Here is a 20,223-nt window from a genome sequence, read left to right as displayed (position 1 = left end):
AATGCTAGAAAAATTCAAAAAGTTACAACAAATGAAAAAGTTTCCCGAGTTGCAGCAGTTCTGATAAGTGGTACGGTATGTTCCAAAATCAATAAAATCCCATGTTCTTCTATATCTTGAGGTTCAAAATATCTCTGTCCTTCAGGTAATTCTTCTTTTATTTTAGTACCAACCATAACCCCTAGCTCTCTGATTACTTGATTTGCTGCATCCGTGAAATCGAAAGTAAATTTGAGATAGAGATTATTAGTTGGTACATTTGAGGGCCTAAACCTTCCAGATGGAGTTATAAGTTCACCGTTTTCATCACCTGTGCAGAATAGCACTTCGTCTGCAGTACGTCTGCCAAGTTCATTGAGCAGTTTTTCAGAAGTTATCAGCTCTGGTGGTGTGCTTTCACTATACTCTACAGTAACTTTATCACTTACTGGAATAGAGCTATTTTCCGTAAGTTTTATTACACCAGTACTGCCATTAACTGTATAGTCAATACTTGGCTGATAAGTTGTTTGCCCTGTAAAAACCTTCACATCTTTAATAGGTTGACGATCAAAAATAGGTTGATGATCAAATTTTATTTCACCCTTAACGAAAGTTTTTTCTACTTTGTGGCTACTTTCCCAACTTGAATCACCTGTTCCCCAAGCAAGATGGATAGATTGCTTTTTGATGCTGGCTGCTATTGCTGCTCTTCCTGACTGTGTGAGTATTGACATTTTTAATTAAGCCCCCTATATTATATATGTACGGTGAGTTCAAAATTCGTCCGCAAAAATCAAAATATTTTTTTATATCAGAAAAATTTTTTAGGAGAATAGCTCAGCTCCACAGCTAAACTTTCCAACGCCGCGAGCAAATGGTCCGCTAGGAATGTCAAGCCATTTATCTTCTTTTGAACCAGTAGCCATTCCCTTAACCAGCTTCCGTGTTTGTAACAGCTCTTGAACTATACGCTCCATTCTATCTCTTCCTATACTGTGAAACTCCTCAGGTAGTCTATGCCGCTGTTTATACACTCCTGTACTTCCTGTATGGGTAAATGGATGTCCAGAAATTGCTGCTCGTGTAATTGCAGTTATAAGATGCTGCTTTGAATCTTTTTCGTTCATATTTTTTATTCTTAATCTTTCAGTTATGTCCTCTAACAATCCTGTTTCTTCATTTCTTAAATAAGTGCGTAAAGTGCGATCAGCCAAACCGTTTGCTTTAACAATTGCTCCATAAAATAATGCGTTCTGTCTTACAGATTCTCCTATTGATTTAAAAATTGTCGGTTTAGCTGTATCTTCCACAGACCAAAAAGCGTATGAACACCTAACACCATTAACAAGAGCAGATGTACCTCTAATGGCATCACGTGCTTGCTCAACAGTCGATATAGGTTTTTCACTTTTTGGCTTTCTCATATGATGAGCAGTAATTATTGATGCTCCAGTGCTACCTGCTAAATCAGATAATAAAGACATCAAATAATCGCCTACGGCTGGGTCAGTATTTAAATCAGCGTGCACAAATGATGCAAGTGGATCAAATACGATTAATTTTAAGTTTTTTATTTTATTAAGTTGTTTTGTTATCAATTCAAATTCAGGAGAAGTCTCTATAACTTTACCTGAAACACTCTTTATGATTGTAAGTGATCCACTAACATTTGGTAATGGTACAATAAAGAGCCTATCCTTATATTTTAATCTCTCGCATTGTGAGTCAAGACGCTCTAAACGACGATGTATTTCACTCATATCATCTTCTGCAGAGAATATTACAACAGATCCATGTTCAGTAACTAAAGGACCAAAACCACATGGCTGATCTTTTCTACTCGCAACTTTCAGTGCTAAATCAAGCAGAAGCATACCTTTACCAGTATCTCCCATTGCAGCTAGAATAGATGTCACTCCTAAAGGAAATAACCCTTCAACAAGAAACTTTTGCTCCGGTACTGGACCTATAAAACGTTCTACGCTCCATTCTTGAATATTAAGCAATTGCTTAACGATGATTTTTTTCGAGTTATTTTCAATGAATTCAGGAATATTCATCTTTTCTTCTATACCATCAGCTGAATCCCATCCCTTTGGTTTATTCTCCGGTATTTCAAGAAGAGTAAGTGATAAAACACCAAGAAAAGTAAGCTTTTTCACAACTTTCTCAGCATATTGTTTACCTGGTTCATCATTGTCTGGCCAAATAATAACATGCTTGCCCTTAAGTGGTGACCAGTCTGTTTTTTCTATTGGTGCATTTGCTCCTAACATTGCAGTTGTGGCAGTCATACCTTGCTCTATCAGAGCATCTGCACACTTTTCACCTTCAACTAAAATCACCTTATCAGATTTCACGATACCTGGAATATTATATAAAGGCCTGGTCTCTGGTAGAGTAAAACTAGACCTTTTTACATCAAAAGGAAGATATCTTTTTCCTGAATCAGTGTTATAACGATAAACTGTAACAATCACTTGATCACTTTCATCGTAATAGTTCCATGATGCCGTTGGTTGCCCCAGAGTGTTATTTTTTTCCGAATAACCAATCCACTTAGCAATATCTTCTATCGTATCAGTAAATTGATTTTTTCCAGTAACAGCAGCCCAAAGATCAAAAATATCTCCTCCTTCTTCGGTAGAAAAATCATGCCATAATCCGGCTTTACTGCCAGTTAACTCCACTATCATACTTTGTCCTTTATTGCCTTGTAGATCACCTACATAGAACTTATCACCACGAAAAGTTCCTCTTGGCAGTAAATAAGAAAGACATGACCTTATATTTGATAGGAGTTGAGTTCTTAATTGTTCTTTCTTCCCTAATAATTTATAATGTCCATTTCTTTGTGAACAATAAATATCCATACCTACCTGAAGAATTTTTATGTTCTAGCTATAACGTTAGCAGTTTTCCAACATCCATTAATCTTATTGATGAATTTTGTTGGTATAGATCTACCGTTTCTAAGTTCATATACTACTTGTAAGATATTTGTACGTTTATTGGGTTGAAATATTACTATTCCAGATGTATAAAAACTTCTTAAAGCGTTAGCACCAACGAGAGCTTGAAATGGATTCTTTTCCAATGTAGAGGTAGATACTTTTTTGGTGTGATTTATGATGATTATTCCAGCCATAGGATTAATCTTGGAACGTAGTTTTTCTATTGCATGCTGCAGACCATAGTTAACGGAATTATAAGGAGAATCAATCACAACTAAATCAAACTTTTCCTCTACCATATTTTTTATTTTTTCTATACCTTCTTCATTTAAGGTCAAATTCATCTTGTTCGTCACAACTAAGTTTTCTGTTGCTAAATGAGGAAGTTTGTTGAGTTGTTGTATACGTTCTCTAATGTAATCATATTCCATTTCGTTTTGTAGATAGAATATTTTTAGTGGTCTTGTAGGCTTCATGCCAAGAAATGATCTTCCTGCTGCCAGATGTACTAATAGAGAAAGAAGAAAATGACTTTTGCCAATCTTTGGAGTACCACCTATGACCAAAAGACCACCTGGTGTCAAAATTCTTGGGCCTATTATATCTTTTGGCATTGGTGATTTATCGTTTAAGTAATGGTTTACAGAAAATGCTTTTTCTTCGTTTTGTTTTTCTTGTAATATGGAACTTCTTTCATCTTTACCGTTCAACCATGTTTCAGCAGAATCTATATTACCTTTAACTAAAGTCCAAAGGTCTATTATATTTCCTTTCTTTTCTTCGATCAGGTTGTACCAATTTCCTGCATTTTCTCCTTCCATTTCAACTATTATCTTATTTCCATTTCTACTGCCAATATAGAATTTATCTTGGTAAGATTTGCCTTCAGGTAACAAATAAGATAAACAATCTTTGATGTTATTAATTAATAATGATTTTATTTTCAAAGCATTTTTAGATGAAAAATCCATAAAATTCTCCTTGTTTATTCCAAATTTGTTCAACATATTTTTTAGACGTTTAAAGTCAAGATTAGCCAGCTCACAAACAGTTTCAAAAGATCGTGAGCGAATCCATTGACAAGCCTCTTTTTTAAGTTTAGGGTTTTTTCCTGCTGCATCCTGAATAGCTCTAGTAATAACAGCAGCCCACAACTTTCCTTCGTCATACTTCAAAATGGCAACCAATCATCTTGAAAACTTTTTTGTAATTCTGGAGTAATAACTGTAGTAATCCTATTTCTATCTCCGTATGTATTATTAGTTTCAACGCCTACTTTTACTGTAAACTCTAAATCGTTGAAATCAGCTATAGAGTTTATTCTTCTAGCGGTAACTGCTTTCTCTGAAGTGTCATTTGCATGAATATTTCTGGATGATTCCAAAATACTACGCAGCATAGAACGTCCAGATTCTCCCCAGATGTCTTCTTCACCTTCTGCTTTGCCATTTTTGATACCTATAATCTGAAAAATCTTGCGTTTTGCATATGGGCCTTCAGTGACGGTAAATTCTACATTTAAATAGATACTGCCAGTAGTGTAGTTTTTAGTGAACCAATTTTCATAACCTCCAGGCTTTATTGCCATTTTTACCTTGACTATTGTACCTTTCGGTATTAAACTGCTCTGCAGTTTTGCATTATTAAAATCAGTTAAAAAATCTTGTAGCATACGCTCTCCTATAAGTTGACTTTAAAGTGAAAGTTAGCTATTCCATTAGCTGCCAATGACCATTTATCTTATCGACAAGTTTGTTTGGCACGCGTTCACCATTGCGAAGCTCAAATACTATCTGGCGTGCACTGCTTTCTTCATCATGAGCAAACATCACCATACCAGTACTGTAAAATCCACGTAAAGATCCAGCACCACTTAGGCCTTGAAATGGATCTTCTTCGAGCATCTTTTTCGATAATTTTTTTGTATGATGAGTGAGTACAATACAAGCATCTGGATTGACAGCACTGCGTAGCTTCTCAAGAGTCTTTTGCAGAAAGAACAGCATAGCACTATTATCATTTTCATTCCCATATTCACTGCTAAAGATGTTACGTAATGGATCTATGGCCAAAACATCAGGTTTAAAGCGTTCATTTACAATCTCCTTAATTTCACTTATTTCATCATGATTAAATGATAAGTGCACTTTTGGCGTAATGATTAAGTTGTTAGCAGCTACATTCAAAAGTTCATTATCAAGTTGTTGCAAACGTTCTTTCATATATTCATATTCAATTTCAGTTTGCATGTAGAAAATTTTTAAAGGTCTATTTGAAGCCATACCAAGAAAAGAAACACCTGCAGCCATATGAACGAGCCATGAAATCAAAAAGTCGCTTTTGCCGATTTTAGGTGGGCCACCCAGTACCAATAAGCCTCTTTTTGTTAAAATTCTTGGTGAGATTATATCCTCTGGTGTTGGCGATCGATCGTCCAAGTATTCTTTCACACTGAAAAAAGGAATTTTTTGACCAATAGTTAAAAAGTTTTGTAGCATATAATAACCTCCTATATGTTGGGCGTGACAGGTTGAATTGCAAAAGCTTTAGTTTTAATTTTTGTAAGAAGTTTTCCTAGATGCGGTTCTTCAACCATATTAAGGCAACCACTTCGATCTTTAGCAGGATATCCCCAAGAATTAATCGTCTGACAGACAAATGAACGAACCTCTGTACCATCATCTTTCTTGATTCCAACCATACTAATTACTTCGTCAACTATCCCAGGAATTTCACTTGCAGTTTTAGCTCCTTCACATTGAGGTAGCCAAGTCGAGCGATTGAAATCATCGAGGTATTGTCCAAGAGTTCCAACTGTAATGATGTCTTTATTTGGAATATGTTGAAACTGATTGAGCCAAGCTATCATCTCTTGAGCAAGTAACCCGTAAGCAGCTCTCATACCTTGTTTTCCTGATCTTTCAGAAAAAGCTTCAGGTTGCATTTTTGCCCATAATAGACATAAACGAGAGGCTACTGTAATACTATCGATAAAAACACATCGATACTTGAGAAACTCTGAAGAAAGCTCTTTGTATTTACTGGATACATGCTCATAGTGTCTTTGGCTATACGCTGAGTCAGATTTTAACGCAGGATTAGGACCACCTATGAGACATGCAATATCTCTTGCCTCATTCCAAGTACGAATACTTACAGAATCCCCTTGCCAATCTTGAACAGCAAGTAAACCTGCCTCAAAATCAAGACAAAGTGTTGGTTCATTTATGGTCTTTAAGAGACTAGTTTTACCTATACCATAAGGACCAAAGATGACCATTTTTATACCTGTTTGAACTTTTAGCCGTTCATTGCTGTTCATTATTTTCATTTTTCTCCCAGTACCTAAATATATATGTACGATGACCTAGGCAATTCGTCCGCAATTTGCAAAAAAAAATTTTTGAGCAAATATAATCGAGAGCTTATAACTTCTCTAAAACTGAGAATTTATTGCGTATTCGTTCTAGTGTGCGATAGATAGTTGTCTTTGGTATTTTGGTTATTACAGAAACTTCAGTAATAGTAAATACCTTAAGTAATTGACATAAATTACTATCTTTTTCAGACAAAGTTGAAATTATATTATTTATATCAGTGCGAATTATCGCTTCGATTTCCGAGTTCCTATGATCTGGAATATCGTCGTTTATATCATCAAAAGTTATATTAAGTTTTAGACATAACTGATTGCGTAACATATTGCGAGCACAATAATTAGCTAATCTAGCAACGAAAGTACTAAAACTACTTCTTTTCTCATCGTGCCGGTTAAGATATTGCCAAACCTGACAAAAAAGCTCTTGTTCTATATCTTCGAGACTTTCGTTAATAAAACAGCTTTTGGATTTAAGGCGCGAAGCTTGAAATCTCACATATTTAACAATTGTAGAATCGATTCCTTGATAAGAATTCTTCATAAAAACTCCAAAAGTTTCATGAATAGAGATTTTTACCAAGACTTTGTATGACTAATTTATTATAAAAAAGTAGTAATAATTTTTTTATCTAAAAGAATAAAATCTTTAAAAATTAAAATAAGATTTAAACGTTTTGATACACTACTGAAGCTACTTTTTCATAGGTAAAAAACTACCAATTTCGTACCTAATTTCTGAATTACTAATTAGTATTTCAGAAAGCAGTAATCGTTAAGTTATTGATAATATTGTCTTTTTTATGTTCTATTCCTAAAAGCCGTTTCTAAAGTTAAGTGGCTAAAATCGGCCAGTGAAGAGGATTTACGGATTACTGAAGTCTTATATATATTATATATATATTTAAATACAGGTAAAATATAATATATGATAATATAATAATATAAATATTGGCGTAATATAAGTTATGTAAAATAGTTATTAAGATAAGTAAAAACTCAAATGGCAGGATATGAAATTTTTTTTAATTTTTTTTCAAAATTGCGGACGAATTTGCGAGTCATCGTACATATATATTATACAGGGCATTGAACTTTAATTACACAAAGGAGTTTTTGTACGTCAATCTTAACGCTAGATCTCGGCAAGCAAACAGGCTGGGCAATTCTAACAGATGGAATAATTGAAAGTGGGAGCAAAAGCTTTCATGGTAGTCGTTTCAGCGGAGGTGGAATGTGTTTCTTAAACTTTTGCAATTGGCTCAATTCTTTGAAAGACATTTCTGCAGTGTACTTTGAGGAGGTGAGAAGACATTTAGGAACTGATGCAGCCCATTGCTACGGTGGGTTTCTTGCAGTGCTGTCTGCTTGGTGTGAAGAGAACAATATTCCCTACCAAGGTGTTAATGTTAAAACTATAAAACGCTTTATAGCAGGCAAAGGCAATGCAAGTAAGAGTGAAGTTATTGAAGCGATACGTGAAAAAAGTTTTTCACCTAGAGATGATAATGAGGCCGATGCTTTGGCATTAATGTTCTATATTAGTAAAGATATTAATAAGACGAAAAATCCATAAAAAGTGGGTCCTTTCAGCCAGAATGGCGGATTTGGTGGGTTCAACCCCAGGCCTTCTTTAGCGTCAGAGATATTTTGAATATTAACTTTTTAATTATTAAGGATTTAAATTATATGAATTTAGCAATCCACTACTATCCTGTTGAAAACCTCGTCGAATATAAGCGTAATCCTCGTAAAAATGATGATGTAGTAAATAGAATGTGTGCTTCAATCAGGGAATTTGGCTTTCGTATACCAATAGTTGCAAAAAGCGATGGAACTGTGGTTGATGGTCATTTAAGACTTAAAGCAGCAAGAAAACTTGGTATGGAGAGTATTCCAGTGGTCTTAAGTGATAATTTAAATGAACCACAAACTAAAGCTTTTCGGTTACTGGCAAATCAATCAGCTAACTGGGCAAAGTGGGACGATGAGCTTTTGAAAGTGGAAATTCAAGAGTTAGAAGATTTGCAGTTTGATCTTAAAATGACTGGATTTGAATTGGAAAAAGTTCAACGTTTTCTCGATGATTTTGATGGAAAAGAAGAAGTAGAAAGAGGAGTTTTGGAGTTAATTGATAAAAAGGTAGAAATAGCAAAACCAGGGGATTTATGGATTTTAGGTGATCATAGAATCTATTGCGGTGATAGCTGCGTAGTTGAATCATTTAAAGCAGTATTAGATGATAAAATGGCAGATATTACTGTTTTTGATCCTCCATATAACGTTGATTATGGTAGTAGCCAGGAGAGAGAAGATAAAAAAATATTGAATGATAATCAAGGTGAAAAGTATGAGCTTTTTCTCTACGACATCTGTTCCAATATTTTAGCATATACGAAAGGAGCAATTTACATCTGCATATCATCATCAGAGTTTTCAACGCTGCAAAAAGCATTTGAGGAAGCAGGAGGAAAATGGTCAACATTTATCATTTGGGCAAAGAATCATTTTACGCTAGGCAGGTCTGATTATCAAAGACAATACGAAGCAATGCTCTATGGATGGAAAAGCGGCAATAAACGTGAGTGGCATGGAGGTAGAAATCAAAGTGATCTATGGTTTTATGATAAGCCAATACATAACTCACTGCACCCAACAATGAAGCCAGTAGAGCTAATGGAGAAAGCAATAGTTAATAGCAGCAGACCTGGGGATACTGTACTTGATCCATTTAGCGGTTCTGGCAGCACACTGATTGCATGTGAGAGAACAGGAAGAATTTGCAGAACAATAGAGCTAGATTCAAAATTTGTAGATGTAACGATAAAACGTTGGCAAGTATACACAGGTAGGGAAGCAATTCTTTCTGGTACTGGCAAAACTTTTGCACAAATTCAAGAAGAAAAACAGCAATAAAGGGGCAAAAGAAGTGGAAAAGATCACACAAACGGAATGGGCAAGAGAGATAGGAGTTTCAAAGCAATATGTCTGTTATTTAGTAAAAAAAGGAATAATTGAGTTGGAGAATGGTTTGGTAAATAGAGAACAAGCAAATGAAGCAGTAGCGGCAATAAGAGATCCAAGTCAGCCACTTAGGAGGAAAAATCCAGAAAACGAAAATACAAGTAACCTTTCCACGATGTTGCTAAAAACTCGAATAAAAAATGAAATGGAACGAGGTAAACTTCTTGAGGCGAAAGCTAAGGCTGAGATTGGTGAACTTGTAGCAGTAGAGGAAGTAAAGCGCGATGCATTTAATGTAGCAAGAGTTGTACGTAATAATTTGCTTAATATTCCAAATAGAGTTTCAGCACTGCTTGCATCACTGAGTGACACTGAAAAGATTCATATGGCGCTAACCGAAGAGATTACAAACTCATTACAAGAATTATCTAATATTAAGTTTTAAATAATGTCTGCTAACTTAAGTTTAGAATTAATAAAGTGTCTTATTAATCAACCAGGAGTGGATGTAAATGTTAGAGGATTAAATGGGAAAACCCCACTACATTATGCAGTAGAAATTAACGAGCTTAGTATGGTTGCTCTCTTACTAAATAGGAAAAATATTAATCCACTGATCACTGATGATAATGGTAAAAGTGCGCTGGATTGTGCAAGAGAAGAGATATTACAAGCACTAATCAATCACAAATATGGATTGGAGAAAGATAGCTTACTTCACTTAGCTGCGATGTTGAATGAAGCAAATGCTGTAAGGTTTTTACTCGACAAAGGGACTAATGTTAATGAGCAGAATGCTTTACTACATACACCGTTACACTTAGCGGCAGGAGCTGGGCATGAACAAATAGTAGAAATTTTAATTAGAGAAGGAAATGCGGACAAAGATGTTCTTGATGCGAGAAATCATGCAGCAATTCATTATGCAGTAAACAACAAGAAGCTAGGAGTAGTAAAATTACTTTCAAATCTTGGTGCGAATGTTAATGTAGTTGGCAGCGGCAGAAATGCAATGAAATTATCTTCTTTGCACGTAGCTATAAGTAGTAGTAATTACGACGAAAGGGACTTATGTTTAGATATTGTAAGATGCTTAATAAATGTTCCTAATGCTGGGGTTAACTTACAAGATTATGAAAATAAAACGCCACTACATTATGCTGAAAGGCTGAAAACAATAGAAGTTTTACTAACGCGAGAAGATATAGATCCTTTAATTAAGGATGATAATGGCAAGACACCATTTTGTTATGCAAAAGAAGCAAATAGATTAGATATAGTAAAGATTTTAGCAAGTAATAGATACGGAGCTGATAAAAACAGTTTGCTTCATTTAGCTGCCAGAAAAGGATATGAAGACCTAATAGACGGTATTCTTGGTGAAGGAGTTGAAATAGATGCTGTAGATGAGAGTGGAAAAACGGGAATTTATGTTGCTGTAAAGCATGGTCACTTTAACGTAGTAAAGTTGTTGCTAAAGAGAGGAGCAGATGCCACGGATGTTTTTCAGTATGCAATAATAACGAACAACGCAAAATTAATAAAATTACTGAGCAAAGAGAAGGAAATAGTGTTATTTGGAAGACAGAAGAACTTTCCAACATTTCATTTATTGAGCAATAAATATTTTGAAGAAAGGAAAATAGCAGACAAAAAAATAAAGAAATATATCAATATCGTCTGTGTTTCTATAACAGTATGTGCAATAGTGATAGTGGGAATTTACCCTAACATTATAGCTGCGGTAATGGTGGGAATAGTTGCGCTCATAGCTGCAATAGCAATGAGTAATTTAACTCAGAAGTACATAGAAGAAGCACTTGAAAAGAAAATGTTTATTGAACTCGAAAGTGAGAAAACAAGTGAGTGCAGTTCTATTTTAAGTGATGTTGAGGTATCATCTAATGATGGTGAAGAGCTAGCGATATGATATATGCTACATCTTTTTCTGAAGGTTTAAAGCCAGATCCACTACTTAAAGTGTCAGAGTGGGCGAATGAGTATCGAGTTTTAGCGCCAACTGCAGCATCAGAGCCAGGTAAATGGAGAACAGAAAGAACTCCTTATTTAAAAGAAATCATGGATTCACTTTCTCCGTCCTCACCAGCAGAAAAAGTAGTATTCATGAAAGGAGCGCAGATTGGAGGAACAGAAGCTGGTAACAATTGGATAGGCTATATTATAGATCAGACTCCTGGTCCAATGTTAGTTGTGCAGCCAACAGTTGAAATGGGAAAGCGTTGGTCAAAAGGAAGATTTGCGCCGTTAATAGAGAGTACGCCATGTTTAAAGAGTAAAGTAAAAGACCCAAGGTCAAGAGACTCAGGCAATACTGTACAAAGTAAGGAATTTCCAGGTGGAATAGTAGTAATAACCGGAGCAAATAGCAGTGTAGCACTGAGATCTATGCCAGTAAAATATCTCTTTCTTGATGAAATAGACGCCTATCCAGGAGATTCAGGTGGTGAAGGAGATCCAGTGCTGCTCAGTATTGCTCGAACTAATACATTTGCACGGCGAAAGATTTTTTTAGTATCAACACCAACGATTCATGGAATAAGCAGAATTGAGAAAGAATTTGAAGCAACAGATAAGCAGTACTTTTTTGTACCATGTCCGTATTGTAATTACTATCAAGTTCTAAAATGGTCACAAATTAAATGGGAAAACAACGACTCAAGAACAGCACATTATGTCTGCACTGAATGTAGCGGCAAAATAGAAAATCATCAAAAGACAGAGATGCTTGAGCGTGGAGAATGGAGACCTACTAATAGAGTAAAAGGTGAGAAAAAAGGATTTCATCTTTCAAGTCTTTATAGTCCAGTAGGCTGGTATAGCTGGACTCAAGCAGTAGAAGATTTTCTTCATGCAAAAGAAAGTGAACAATTACTAAAAGTATGGATAAATACTACGCTTGGAGAAACCTGGGTAGACAAAGGAGAAGTACCAGATTGGAAGCAATTATTTAACAGGAGAGAATTTTTTCCCGTAGGCACAGTACCTAGGAGAGAAGTGGTGCTTACTGCAGGAGTAGATGTCCAAAAAGATCGTTTAGAAGTAGAAGTTGTAGCATGGGGAAAAAGCCGCGAAAGTTGGTCAATAGAATACCGAGTATTTGAAGGTGATACTGGAAGAGGAGAAGTATGGGGAAAACTCTCTGAGCTCTTAAATCATCATTTTATCGGTGAAAATGGTCTTGAATACATGATAAGTATGATGGCGGTTGATGCTGGGTATGCGACACAAGAAGTATACAATTGGGTAAGAGGTCATCAAGGCTCTGGAAGAGTAATGGCAGTGAAAGGTGTAAATAAAGCTCTAGTACCACTTAGCAGCCCAAGTAGAGTAGATATAACAGTTGGTGGTCAAAAGCTAAAAAGAGGAATAAAGCTCTGGCCAGTAGGAGTATCGATATTAAAGTCAGAGCTTTTTCAATTACTTAATGTTTTAAAGGACGGTGAAGAAGCTCCAGCAGGATACTGTCATTTTCCCGAGTATGCACCTGAATATTTTAAGCAGCTAACGGCAGAGCAATTAGTCAGCAAAGTAGTAAAAGGTTATACCAAACAAGAGTGGCAAAAGGTAAGAGAAAGAAATGAAGTATTAGACTGTAGGATTTATGCAAGAGCAGCATCGATAGCACTGGGAATAGATAGATGGCCAGAGAGTAAATGGAATAGTTTAAGTGAAAAACCAGAAAGTAAAAAATCAAAGAAAATAGTGAAAAGCAAATGGATCAGCGAGTAGTAAATGTATAACGAAGATTATCTAATTCAAGTTGAACAAGCAATAAAGAAGCTTCAGAGTGGCGAAAGAGTGGTATCAATTGCATATGGTGACCATGTGGTGAGATATGCTGAAGTTCAGATAAATGATTTGCTCAGCCTCAGACAACGCATCAAAGGTGAACTAAAGATTGCTGGAATGAAGCCTAAACGAAAGATTATTTTTGCAACAAATAAAGGAGTTATATGAGGGAAAATTTTCTGAGAAAAGTTGTAAAAGAGGAATATTCTGAATTTTTAGAGCAATTAAAAACTTTTATAAAACTATGGGAGAATAGAGAGAGTCCAGTAAATGGAATAATAGATTTGTCACATTGGCAAGAAAATGTGAATTTTAAGCTAGACAAAGAGAATGGTATAGTTGGAGTAATTCACAAGGCAACACAAGGGCTAAAATATGTGGATTCAAAGTATGCGAAGAGAAGAAAGAAAGCTGAAGAAGAAGGATTACTCTGGGGAGCATATCATTTTGGCACAGAAGGAAACGGCAAGAATCAAGCTGATCATTTTCTAAAAACGGTAGGCGAAAGCAAAAATACCATACTTGCGCTGGATATTGAAGAAAACAAAAGTGGCAAAAATATTGCAGTTAAGCAAGCTGAGGAATTTGTAAAGAGAGTTGAAGAAGTAACAGGAAGATTACCCCTAATTTATGGCAGTAGCTATTTTCTTAAGGATTTTGCCACGCCAACTTTGACAAAATGTCCATTATGGATAGCAAGCTGGAGAAAAGAGCTCACATTACCAAAAGGCTGGAATGATTGGATTTTATGGCAATATACTGACGGTAAAACAAATCCAGAGCCACATGAAGTAGAAGGAATCGGAAAATGTGACAGAAATAAATTTAACGGAACTTTGAAAGAATTAAGAGAATTTTGGTTAGTATGATGCTGAAAAATTTCAAACAACTATTTAGTAAGCCAAAAATCAAAAGTTCTGCTTGGGATGCAGCAGGCTCAGGAAGAAGAGTAATGTATTGGCAGGGGGAAACAGGAAGTATAAACAATTTACTCTCTCAAAGCCTTGAAACTTTGCGTAGTAGATCACGTGATATGGTAAGAAAAAATCCATATGCAGCAAATATAATTGATACAATAGTAAGTAACTCGATTGGAACAGGAATAAAACCACAATCAAAGGCAAGAGATGGAGAATTTCGAAAGAAGGTGCAAGAATTATGGCTAAGATGGACAGATGAAGCAGATAGCTGTGGAATAAGTGATTTTTATGGATTACAAGCTCTAGTATGCAGAAGTATGATAGAGGGAGGAGAATGTTTTGTACGTTTAAGAACGAGAAAGCTGGAAGATAGATTTTCTGTGCCATTACAACTGCAAGTACTTGAGTCTGAACATTTAGATAATAAAACAAATCAAACTTTAGGAAATGGTAATGTAATAAGAAACGGGATTGAGTTTAACAAGCTTGGGCAAAGAGAGGCATATTACTTATTTAGAGAACATCCAGGAGAAGGTTCGTTTGGAGAGTCAGTGAGAGTACCAGCAAACGATGTTTTACATATTTATAGACCACTAAGACCTGGTCAGATTCGAGGAGAGCCATGGCTTTCGAGTATACTTCTGAAACTTTATGAGCTTGATCAATATGATGATGCAGAGCTGGTGAGAAAGAAAACTGCAGCAATGTTTGCTGGATTTATTACGAGACTCGATCCAGAAGCAAATATCATGGGAGAAGGTGAAAGTAATGAGCAAGGAGTAGCACTATCAGGTTTAGAGCCTGGAACAATGCAGCTTTTAGACCCAGGAGAAGATATAAAATTTTCAGAACCATCGGATGTTGGAGGAAGTTATGAAGCATTCATGAGACAGCAACTGAGGGCAATAGCAATAGGTACAGGAATAACATATGAGCAGCTAACAGGAGATTTAACAGGTGTTAATTATTCATCCATTCGAGCAGGGCTGATAGAGTTTCGCAGAAGGTGTGCAATGTTACAGCATAACGTGATAGTGTTCCAGTTTTGTAGACCTATTTGGAATAGATGGCTAGAATTAGCAGTGCTTTGTGGAGAACTGAGTATAGATGAAAAAGTAGTAAAAGCAGCGAAAGAAGAAGTAAAATGGATACCACAGGGATTTGATTGGGTGGATCCACTGAAAGATCAGCAAGCACAACAAATGGCAGTAAGAAATGGATTTAAGAGTCGATCGGAAGTAGTATCAGAAATGGGTTACGATGTTGAAGAAATTGACCAAGAAATAGCAGAAGATCAAAGACGTGCAAGCGAACTGGGCTTAAGTTTTGATTCTGAGGTTACTGCAAATCAAGAGGTGATATGAAACAACAATGGCTAAACAGATGTGTAATGGTAGAACCAAGGAGTTTTGAGTTACTGTCACTACAAACAGGAAAGCAGCCTATCTTTAAAAATATGAAACATGCAGTAAGAAATAGTGAAAGAGGAATAATACCGATACATGGCATTTTAACTAAAAAACCTGGTGCATTTGATGAAATGCTCGGAATGACATCATATGAGCAAATAGAAGAACAAATTACACAAGCATTAGCAGATAGTAGCATAGAGACAATTATACTGGAAATAGATAGCCCCGGAGGAGAGGTAAACGGTATATTTGACCTAGCTGACTTTATTTATGAATCAAGAGCAAAAAAGAGGATAATAGCGATAGCAAATGATGATGCATATTCTGCTGCGTACGCTATAGCCTCTAGCGCTGAAAAGGTATTTGTGAGCAGAACCTCAGGAGTAGGAAGCATAGGGGTAATTGCAAGTCATATAGATCAAAGTGGATTTAATGAAAAATGTGGAATAAAATATACCACAGTATTTGCAGGAAGTAGAAAAAATGATTTAAATCCACATGAGCCAATGACGTCTGAAAGTCTGGAAAGCTTACAAAAAGAAGTAGACCGACTATATGAAATGTTTGTGCAGCTAATAGCGAGGAACAGAGGTCTTTCAATTGAAAAGATTCGATCAACGGAGGCAGGGCTATATTTTGGCGAGAGAGCAATAGAAATAGGTCTTGCAGATGGAATTACAATTCTTTCATCTATTAATAAAAACAGGAGTATTACTATGAATGAACAAACTACAACTGACCTAGAAACTGATAATTTAACTAAGTATCGTACTGAAGTTCTTGAATTAATACGTTTATGTAACTTATCACGAATGCCAGAGAAAATAGAAGAATTTATAGAGCAAGGCGTAAGTATTGAGCAAGCCAGGGAAGTTTTAATGGAATTACTTGCAGAGAGAACGAAAAAGACAGAGATACTGAGTGCAATACCGCAGAATTCAGGAGAAGAGTTGATGATGGAGGTAGCAAGGACTAGAGCGCAATCAAGTATTTAAGTTTTTTTATAACCGCCGCGTACAACAATTACAAACATGGCGGTAAAACTAAAGGGGAAAATAAATGAGGAAATTTTATGAGTTGTATAATCGAACAAAATAATCTAGGTGACTTATTAAAGTATGAGGCATCAAGTCTATATTCAAGAGACCAAATAACGGTAGCCAAGGGACAAAATCTTAAACTTGGTACAGTTGTTGTGATAAGGATAACATGATTAAGATAATAAATCCAACTGCAACAGATGGTACACAAACAGCAATAGGTGCGATAGTAAGTGATGTAAATGCGACAGAAAATGTCAAAGCAGTAATCATTACACGTATAGCAATGCTAGCAGATCATGCAATTGTGTGGCCAACAGGTATCACTGAAGAGCAAAAAGCTGCAGCAATAAAGCAACTTGAAGGACGAGGGATCATTGTCCGCAAGGGAGTGTAACTTAAATTAATAAGGGGGAAAAAGAATGCAAAATCCATTTACGAATACAGCATTTAGCATGACGGCACTAACAAATGCGATGAATATATTGCCGATAAATTATGGACGTGTTGAAAATTTAAATTTGTTTCCAAGTAGGTCAGTAAGATTTAGACATATTACGATAGAAGAACACAACGGAGTGTTAAGTTTACTACCAACGCAAGTACCCGGAGCACCAGCAACAGTAGGAAAAAGAGGAAAAAGAAAGGTAAGAACATTTAAGATTCCGCACATTCCGCATGATGATGTAGTGCTGCCAGAAGAAGTACAAGGAATAAGGGCATTTGGATCAGAGAGTGAACTTAAAGCGCTTGCAGATGTAATAACTGATCATTTGCAGCTAATGAGAAACAAACATGCAATAACATTAGAGCATTTGCGAATGGGAGCGCTCAAAGGAATAATTTTAGATGCTGATGGGTCAGAATTATTAAATCTGTACAACGAATTTGAAATAACACCAAAAGTAGTAAATTTTGCCCTTGGAACAGCAACAACTGACGTAAAACGTAAGTGTCTGGAAGTACTCCGGCACATAGAAGATAATCTAAGTGGTGAATATATGACTGGAATTCATGCCTTGGTAAGCCCTGAGTTTTTTGATGCATTAAGTTCTCATGCTAAAGTAAAAGAAGCATATGAAAGATGGCAAGAAGGAGCAGCACTTCGAAATGATATGAGGTCAGGATTTACGTTCTGTGGCATAACATTTGAGGAATATAGAGGGCAAGCAACTGACCCTGAAGGAATCGTGAGAAGATTTATAGAAAGAGATACAGGGCACTGTTTTCCAGTAGGAACAGCAAGCACATTTACAACATATTTTGCACCAGCAGATTTTAATGAGACGGTAAATACTCTTGGACAGCCACTCTATGCAAAACAAGAGCCAAGAAGATTTGATAGAGGAACTGATTTACATACGCAGTCGAATCCATTGCCAATGTGCCATCGTTCGGGAGTTTTGGTAAAAATTAGTTCTAGTTGATGAATATAGGAAAATTATTGGAAGATTGTTTTGAGCATTTAGGAGTGGAAGCCACATATTGTAATAAAAATAAGGAGGGCATTCGTAGAATAAAAGTGCTAATTAAACGTCCTGAGACTACGTACTCTCTAGGTGCAGATGGAGCATTAACTCAGCAAATTGCTTCTATAGAAATACGTGATCAGGACGTTACTTCCTTTAGCATAGGTGATTATATCAAGATTGAAAAAAGGTTCTACAAGATTTTTGAACCACCGTTAAAAGATTCTTCGAGTGAAATATGGAAAATTGAGGCAATAGAAAATGTTTGATATTAAAATTAGTAACAATATTAATGAAATAGTCTACAATATTGACGAAAAAGAGCAGAAAGTAAAACTGGCAGCTATAAAAGCACTAAATAGAACAGCACTATGGTTAAAAGCGCAAGCAGCTAAGGAAATCAGTGAGGAAAAGAAGATAAAATTAAGTTTGATAAGAAAGAGATTAAGAATTTTTAAGGTGAAAACTAGCAGATTAGAAGTGTTAATTAGAGCAAATCTCTACGAAATTAGAGCATCGACAATTGGCAAAATACAAAAAACAAGAAGAGGATCGAAAGTAGGAAAGCATGAGTTTATAGGAGGATTTGCAGCGGTTATGCCAAAAGGAAATAGCGGTATGTTTAAACGTGAAGGAAGAGTAGCATTGCCAATAAAGGAAGTTAAGTTGCCACTAGAACCTGAGGCTTCAAGGATAATAGGGAATCTTGTTAATTATGAAGTTGAAAAGGTATTTGAAAAATTCTTCCACCGCGAATTAAGTGACATTACACCTATATGAATTGGCAAGATTTACATCAAGCAATTTGCAGCACACTGAAGGAAGAAATACCGGCTATACAGACATGTGAAATTTATCCATCGATAAGAAAAGAATTAGTAGCGCCAGCGGTGTTTGTGGAACTTAGCGGATTTAAAAAAGGACATGATCCCGGAACAGAAGAATTAGCGCTGAAAGCAAGATTTGAAGCGAGAATTGTAGTTGATGGAACAGTCGAGTATTCCTTGTTAGTTGTAAGGTCATTAGCAGCAGAAGTAGCAAGAGTAGTAAATAAAAATACTTGGAACGTGAAAAATATTTCTCCTGCTGAATTTCTCTCTGCAGAGCCTGATGGATTTAGACCCGAATTAGATGCATATTTGGTGTGGATGGTTGATTGGAGTCATCAGCTTCATTTAGGTAAATCGATATGGACAGAAAATAAGATTAAGTCACATACGATTATAATAGGAGAAAATGTTAGAGAGTAATTTTGCTATTTCAGAGCTGCAAAGAAAGTTAGCAAACATTATACGAATAGGAGTTGTAAAAGAAGTAGATTATGAGAAAGCAAAAGTAAGAGTACAAATAGGAGAACTTTTAACAGATTATTTACCTTGGATAACAAGTAAAGCAGGAAAAGATAGAGATTGGTTTCCGCCAGATATCGATGAACAGGTTGTGATATTTTCTCCTTTTGGTGAACTATCATTAGGAGTGGTATTAGGAGGAATATATCAGGAAAAATACGCTGCACCAGAGAATAAAAAAGAAATAAACAGTATAAAATTTCAAGATGGGACAAGGTTGTTGTACGATAAAGATAAACATCATTTAGAGATTGAAGTAGTAGACAAAATAACACTGAAGGCTGGGGAATCGAGTATAGAAATGACAAAGAGCGAAATAAGCCTAAAAGCGAAAAGAATAAATCTAAATTGAGGAAAAGGTGAAGATAGTACATCTAGGAAATCAGTGCGGAGAAGCTATACCGCATTTCTGTATTAGTGGCAGTAACAATGTTTTTGTGAATGGTAAGCCAGGTTGCCGTAAAGGAGATAATTTTACAGAAGGAAGAGTATTAATTGAAGGATCAAAAACAGTTTTTGCCAATGGGTTTGGAGTGGGAAGAGTTGGTGATATGGTTTCTTGTGGTTCCAAGGTGATCAGTGGTAGCAATAGTACATTTGTAGGCTAAGAGTGAAAGGAATGAATAAAGAAACAGGTAAGGAATTAGAAGGAATAGAACATCTGAAACAATCAATAATTGATATACTGACCACTCCTATTAACAGTAGAGTAATGAGGAGAGATTATGGGTCAAGACTATTTGAATTAGTAGATAAGCCAATAAATAGAGATTTAACTTTGGAAATCTATGCAGCAGTAGCAGAAGCTTTGGAAAAATGGGAAAAGAGGTTTAAATTGGAAAAAGTAAAAATTACAGAAGTAAAAGAGGGAAAAGTAATTCTTGTACTTGAAGGTATTTATCTTCCAGAAGGCAAGTTCATAGATATTAGCGGAATAGTTGTTTAGA

The 20,223-nt window shown here is 35.8% G+C and carries 23 protein-coding genes and 1 pseudogene; 17 read left to right on the top strand and 7 right to left on the bottom strand.

Translation table 11 applies throughout. The features are described from left to right. Window positions 1–14: 14 nt before the first annotated feature. The 7 genes from OOK90_RS03090 to OOK90_RS03060 form a co-directional block, all read right to left on the bottom strand. Entirely contained in the window at window positions 15–716 is a 702-nt protein-coding gene (locus tag OOK90_RS03090) for a hypothetical protein (RefSeq protein ID WP_264706157.1), read from the bottom strand. Between the two features lie 90 nt (window positions 717–806). Beyond that, window positions 807–2,855: an AAA family ATPase gene (locus tag OOK90_RS03085; RefSeq protein ID WP_264706156.1), complete on the bottom strand. Its 2,049-nt coding sequence runs from the start codon at window positions 2,853–2,855 to the stop codon at window positions 807–809. A gap of 17 nt (window positions 2,856–2,872) precedes the next feature. After that, complete coding sequence (locus OOK90_RS03080) at window positions 2,873–4,123, bottom strand: AAA family ATPase (protein ID WP_244953444.1); 1,251 nt, start codon at window positions 4,121–4,123, stop codon at window positions 2,873–2,875. Beyond that, window positions 4,108–4,608 carry a hypothetical protein gene (locus tag OOK90_RS03075; RefSeq protein WP_264375362.1) on the bottom strand — a complete coding sequence of 167 codons (501 nt, stop codon included), beginning with the start codon at window positions 4,606–4,608 and terminating at the stop codon, window positions 4,108–4,110. The genes OOK90_RS03080 and OOK90_RS03075 overlap by 16 nt, the downstream gene beginning before the upstream one ends. Before the next feature lie 37 nt (window positions 4,609–4,645). Then, window positions 4,646–5,434: an AAA family ATPase gene (locus OOK90_RS03070; protein WP_182158718.1), complete on the bottom strand. Its 789-nt coding sequence runs from the start codon at window positions 5,432–5,434 to the stop codon at window positions 4,646–4,648. 11 nt (window positions 5,435–5,445) lie between these two features. Beyond that, window positions 5,446–6,267, bottom strand: coding sequence for an ATP-binding protein (locus OOK90_RS03065; RefSeq protein WP_264706155.1), 822 nt, complete (start codon window positions 6,265–6,267; stop codon window positions 5,446–5,448). Between the two features lie 94 nt (window positions 6,268–6,361). Next, window positions 6,362–6,856 carry a sigma-70 family RNA polymerase sigma factor gene (locus tag OOK90_RS03060; RefSeq protein ID WP_264706154.1) on the bottom strand — a complete coding sequence of 165 codons (495 nt, stop codon included), beginning with the start codon at window positions 6,854–6,856 and terminating at the stop codon, window positions 6,362–6,364. Between the two features lie 582 nt (window positions 6,857–7,438). On the opposite strand from OOK90_RS03060, the gene OOK90_RS03055 reads away from it, so the two are divergent. From OOK90_RS03055 to OOK90_RS02975, 17 genes and pseudogenes are all read left to right on the top strand, one after another. Beyond that, window positions 7,439–7,888, top strand: coding sequence for a crossover junction endodeoxyribonuclease RuvC (locus OOK90_RS03055; protein WP_038228276.1), 450 nt, complete (start codon window positions 7,439–7,441; stop codon window positions 7,886–7,888). A gap of 113 nt (window positions 7,889–8,001) precedes the next feature. Further along, complete coding sequence (locus tag OOK90_RS03050; protein WP_264706153.1) at window positions 8,002–9,228, top strand: DNA modification methylase; 1,227 nt, start codon at window positions 8,002–8,004, stop codon at window positions 9,226–9,228. A gap of 13 nt (window positions 9,229–9,241) precedes the next feature. Continuing rightward, entirely contained in the window at window positions 9,242–9,721 is a 480-nt protein-coding gene (locus OOK90_RS03045) for a hypothetical protein (protein ID WP_006280180.1), read from the top strand. 3 nt (window positions 9,722–9,724) lie between these two features. Continuing rightward, window positions 9,725–11,206, top strand: coding sequence for an ankyrin repeat domain-containing protein (locus OOK90_RS03040; RefSeq protein ID WP_010082188.1), 1,482 nt, complete (start codon window positions 9,725–9,727; stop codon window positions 11,204–11,206). Next, window positions 11,203–13,026, top strand: a complete 1,824-nt coding sequence (locus OOK90_RS03035) for a phage terminase large subunit family protein (RefSeq protein ID WP_012673198.1) — start codon at window positions 11,203–11,205, stop codon at window positions 13,024–13,026. The genes OOK90_RS03040 and OOK90_RS03035 overlap by 4 nt, the downstream gene beginning before the upstream one ends. A gap of 3 nt (window positions 13,027–13,029) precedes the next feature. After that, complete coding sequence (locus OOK90_RS03030) at window positions 13,030–13,254, top strand: gpW family head-tail joining protein (RefSeq protein ID WP_114517459.1); 225 nt, start codon at window positions 13,030–13,032, stop codon at window positions 13,252–13,254. After that, the gene (locus tag OOK90_RS03025) at window positions 13,251–13,955 is read left to right on the top strand and encodes a glycoside hydrolase family 25 protein (RefSeq protein ID WP_264686595.1); all 705 of its coding nucleotides are present in this window, start codon (window positions 13,251–13,253) and stop codon (window positions 13,953–13,955) included. The genes OOK90_RS03030 and OOK90_RS03025 overlap by 4 nt, the downstream gene beginning before the upstream one ends. Further along, window positions 13,952–15,370: a phage portal protein gene (locus OOK90_RS03020; protein ID WP_264706152.1), complete on the top strand. Its 1,419-nt coding sequence runs from the start codon at window positions 13,952–13,954 to the stop codon at window positions 15,368–15,370. Before OOK90_RS03025 ends, OOK90_RS03020 begins: the two co-directional genes overlap by 4 nt. After that, entirely contained in the window at window positions 15,367–16,413 is a 1,047-nt protein-coding gene (locus tag OOK90_RS03015) for a S49 family peptidase (RefSeq protein ID WP_264706151.1), read from the top strand. Before OOK90_RS03020 ends, OOK90_RS03015 begins: the two co-directional genes overlap by 4 nt. Window positions 16,414–16,490: 77 nt before the next feature. Continuing rightward, window positions 16,491–16,855, top strand: a pseudogene (locus OOK90_RS03010) (head decoration protein). A 25-nt stretch (window positions 16,856–16,880) separates the two neighbouring features. After that, window positions 16,881–17,885 carry a major capsid protein gene (locus OOK90_RS03005; protein ID WP_264706150.1) on the top strand — a complete coding sequence of 335 codons (1,005 nt, stop codon included), beginning with the start codon at window positions 16,881–16,883 and terminating at the stop codon, window positions 17,883–17,885. Beyond that, the gene (locus tag OOK90_RS03000) at window positions 17,885–18,196 is read left to right on the top strand and encodes a head-tail joining protein (protein WP_141457308.1); all 312 of its coding nucleotides are present in this window, start codon (window positions 17,885–17,887) and stop codon (window positions 18,194–18,196) included. The genes OOK90_RS03005 and OOK90_RS03000 overlap by 1 nt, the downstream gene beginning before the upstream one ends. Continuing rightward, window positions 18,189–18,707 (top strand): phage tail protein, encoded by a 519-nt coding sequence (locus OOK90_RS02995; RefSeq protein WP_264706149.1) that lies wholly within the window; start codon window positions 18,189–18,191, stop codon window positions 18,705–18,707. Before OOK90_RS03000 ends, OOK90_RS02995 begins: the two co-directional genes overlap by 8 nt. Continuing rightward, complete coding sequence (locus OOK90_RS02990; RefSeq protein ID WP_264706148.1) at window positions 18,704–19,177, top strand: hypothetical protein; 474 nt, start codon at window positions 18,704–18,706, stop codon at window positions 19,175–19,177. Before OOK90_RS02995 ends, OOK90_RS02990 begins: the two co-directional genes overlap by 4 nt. Continuing rightward, on the top strand, window positions 19,164–19,628 hold the full coding sequence (locus OOK90_RS02985; protein ID WP_174515816.1) for a phage baseplate assembly protein V: 465 nt from the start codon (window positions 19,164–19,166) through the stop codon (window positions 19,626–19,628). The genes OOK90_RS02990 and OOK90_RS02985 overlap by 14 nt, the downstream gene beginning before the upstream one ends. Before the next feature lie 7 nt (window positions 19,629–19,635). Further along, window positions 19,636–19,884 (top strand): PAAR domain-containing protein, encoded by a 249-nt coding sequence (locus tag OOK90_RS02980; protein ID WP_264706147.1) that lies wholly within the window; start codon window positions 19,636–19,638, stop codon window positions 19,882–19,884. A gap of 2 nt (window positions 19,885–19,886) precedes the next feature. Next, window positions 19,887–20,222, top strand: coding sequence for a GPW/gp25 family protein (locus tag OOK90_RS02975; RefSeq protein ID WP_264706146.1), 336 nt, complete (start codon window positions 19,887–19,889; stop codon window positions 20,220–20,222). Window position 20,223 lies beyond the last annotated feature (1 nt).

Origin of the sequence: Wolbachia endosymbiont (group A) of Ancistrocerus nigricornis, assembly GCF_947250785.1 — a bacterium.
GTDB lineage: Bacteria > Pseudomonadota > Alphaproteobacteria > Rickettsiales > Anaplasmataceae > Wolbachia > Wolbachia pipientis.
This window is presented reverse-complemented; position numbering and strand designations above follow the sequence as displayed.

Excerpts from the sequence above, each read along its gene's own strand:
- OOK90_RS03020 (WP_264706152.1), top strand. The coding sequence starts at position 13,952 with ATGATGCTGAAAAATTTCAAACAACTATTTAGTAAGCCAAAAATCAAA.
- OOK90_RS02985 (WP_174515816.1), top strand. The coding sequence starts at position 19,164 with ATGTTAGAGAGTAATTTTGCTATTTCAGAGCTGCAAAGAAAGTTAGCA.
- OOK90_RS03050 (WP_264706153.1), top strand. The coding sequence starts at position 8,002 with ATGAATTTAGCAATCCACTACTATCCTGTTGAAAACCTCGTCGAATAT.
- OOK90_RS03040 (WP_010082188.1), top strand. The coding sequence starts at position 9,725 with ATGTCTGCTAACTTAAGTTTAGAATTAATAAAGTGTCTTATTAATCAA.
- OOK90_RS03030 (WP_114517459.1), top strand. The coding sequence starts at position 13,030 with ATGTATAACGAAGATTATCTAATTCAAGTTGAACAAGCAATAAAGAAG.
- OOK90_RS03085 (WP_264706156.1), bottom strand. The coding sequence starts at position 2,855 with ATGGATATTTATTGTTCACAAAGAAATGGACATTATAAATTATTAGGG.
- OOK90_RS03005 (WP_264706150.1), top strand. The coding sequence starts at position 16,881 with ATGCAAAATCCATTTACGAATACAGCATTTAGCATGACGGCACTAACA.
- OOK90_RS02990 (WP_264706148.1), top strand. The coding sequence starts at position 18,704 with ATGAATTGGCAAGATTTACATCAAGCAATTTGCAGCACACTGAAGGAA.
- OOK90_RS03000 (WP_141457308.1), top strand. The coding sequence starts at position 17,885 with ATGAATATAGGAAAATTATTGGAAGATTGTTTTGAGCATTTAGGAGTG.
- OOK90_RS03060 (WP_264706154.1), bottom strand. The coding sequence starts at position 6,856 with ATGAAGAATTCTTATCAAGGAATCGATTCTACAATTGTTAAATATGTG.
- OOK90_RS03035 (WP_012673198.1), top strand. The coding sequence starts at position 11,203 with ATGATATATGCTACATCTTTTTCTGAAGGTTTAAAGCCAGATCCACTA.
- OOK90_RS03090 (WP_264706157.1), bottom strand. The coding sequence starts at position 716 with ATGTCAATACTCACACAGTCAGGAAGAGCAGCAATAGCAGCCAGCATC.
- OOK90_RS03065 (WP_264706155.1), bottom strand. The coding sequence starts at position 6,267 with ATGAAAATAATGAACAGCAATGAACGGCTAAAAGTTCAAACAGGTATA.
- OOK90_RS03075 (WP_264375362.1), bottom strand. The coding sequence starts at position 4,608 with ATGCTACAAGATTTTTTAACTGATTTTAATAATGCAAAACTGCAGAGC.
- OOK90_RS02995 (WP_264706149.1), top strand. The coding sequence starts at position 18,189 with ATGTTTGATATTAAAATTAGTAACAATATTAATGAAATAGTCTACAAT.
- OOK90_RS03015 (WP_264706151.1), top strand. The coding sequence starts at position 15,367 with ATGAAACAACAATGGCTAAACAGATGTGTAATGGTAGAACCAAGGAGT.
- OOK90_RS03025 (WP_264686595.1), top strand. The coding sequence starts at position 13,251 with ATGAGGGAAAATTTTCTGAGAAAAGTTGTAAAAGAGGAATATTCTGAA.
- OOK90_RS03070 (WP_182158718.1), bottom strand. The coding sequence starts at position 5,434 with ATGCTACAAAACTTTTTAACTATTGGTCAAAAAATTCCTTTTTTCAGT.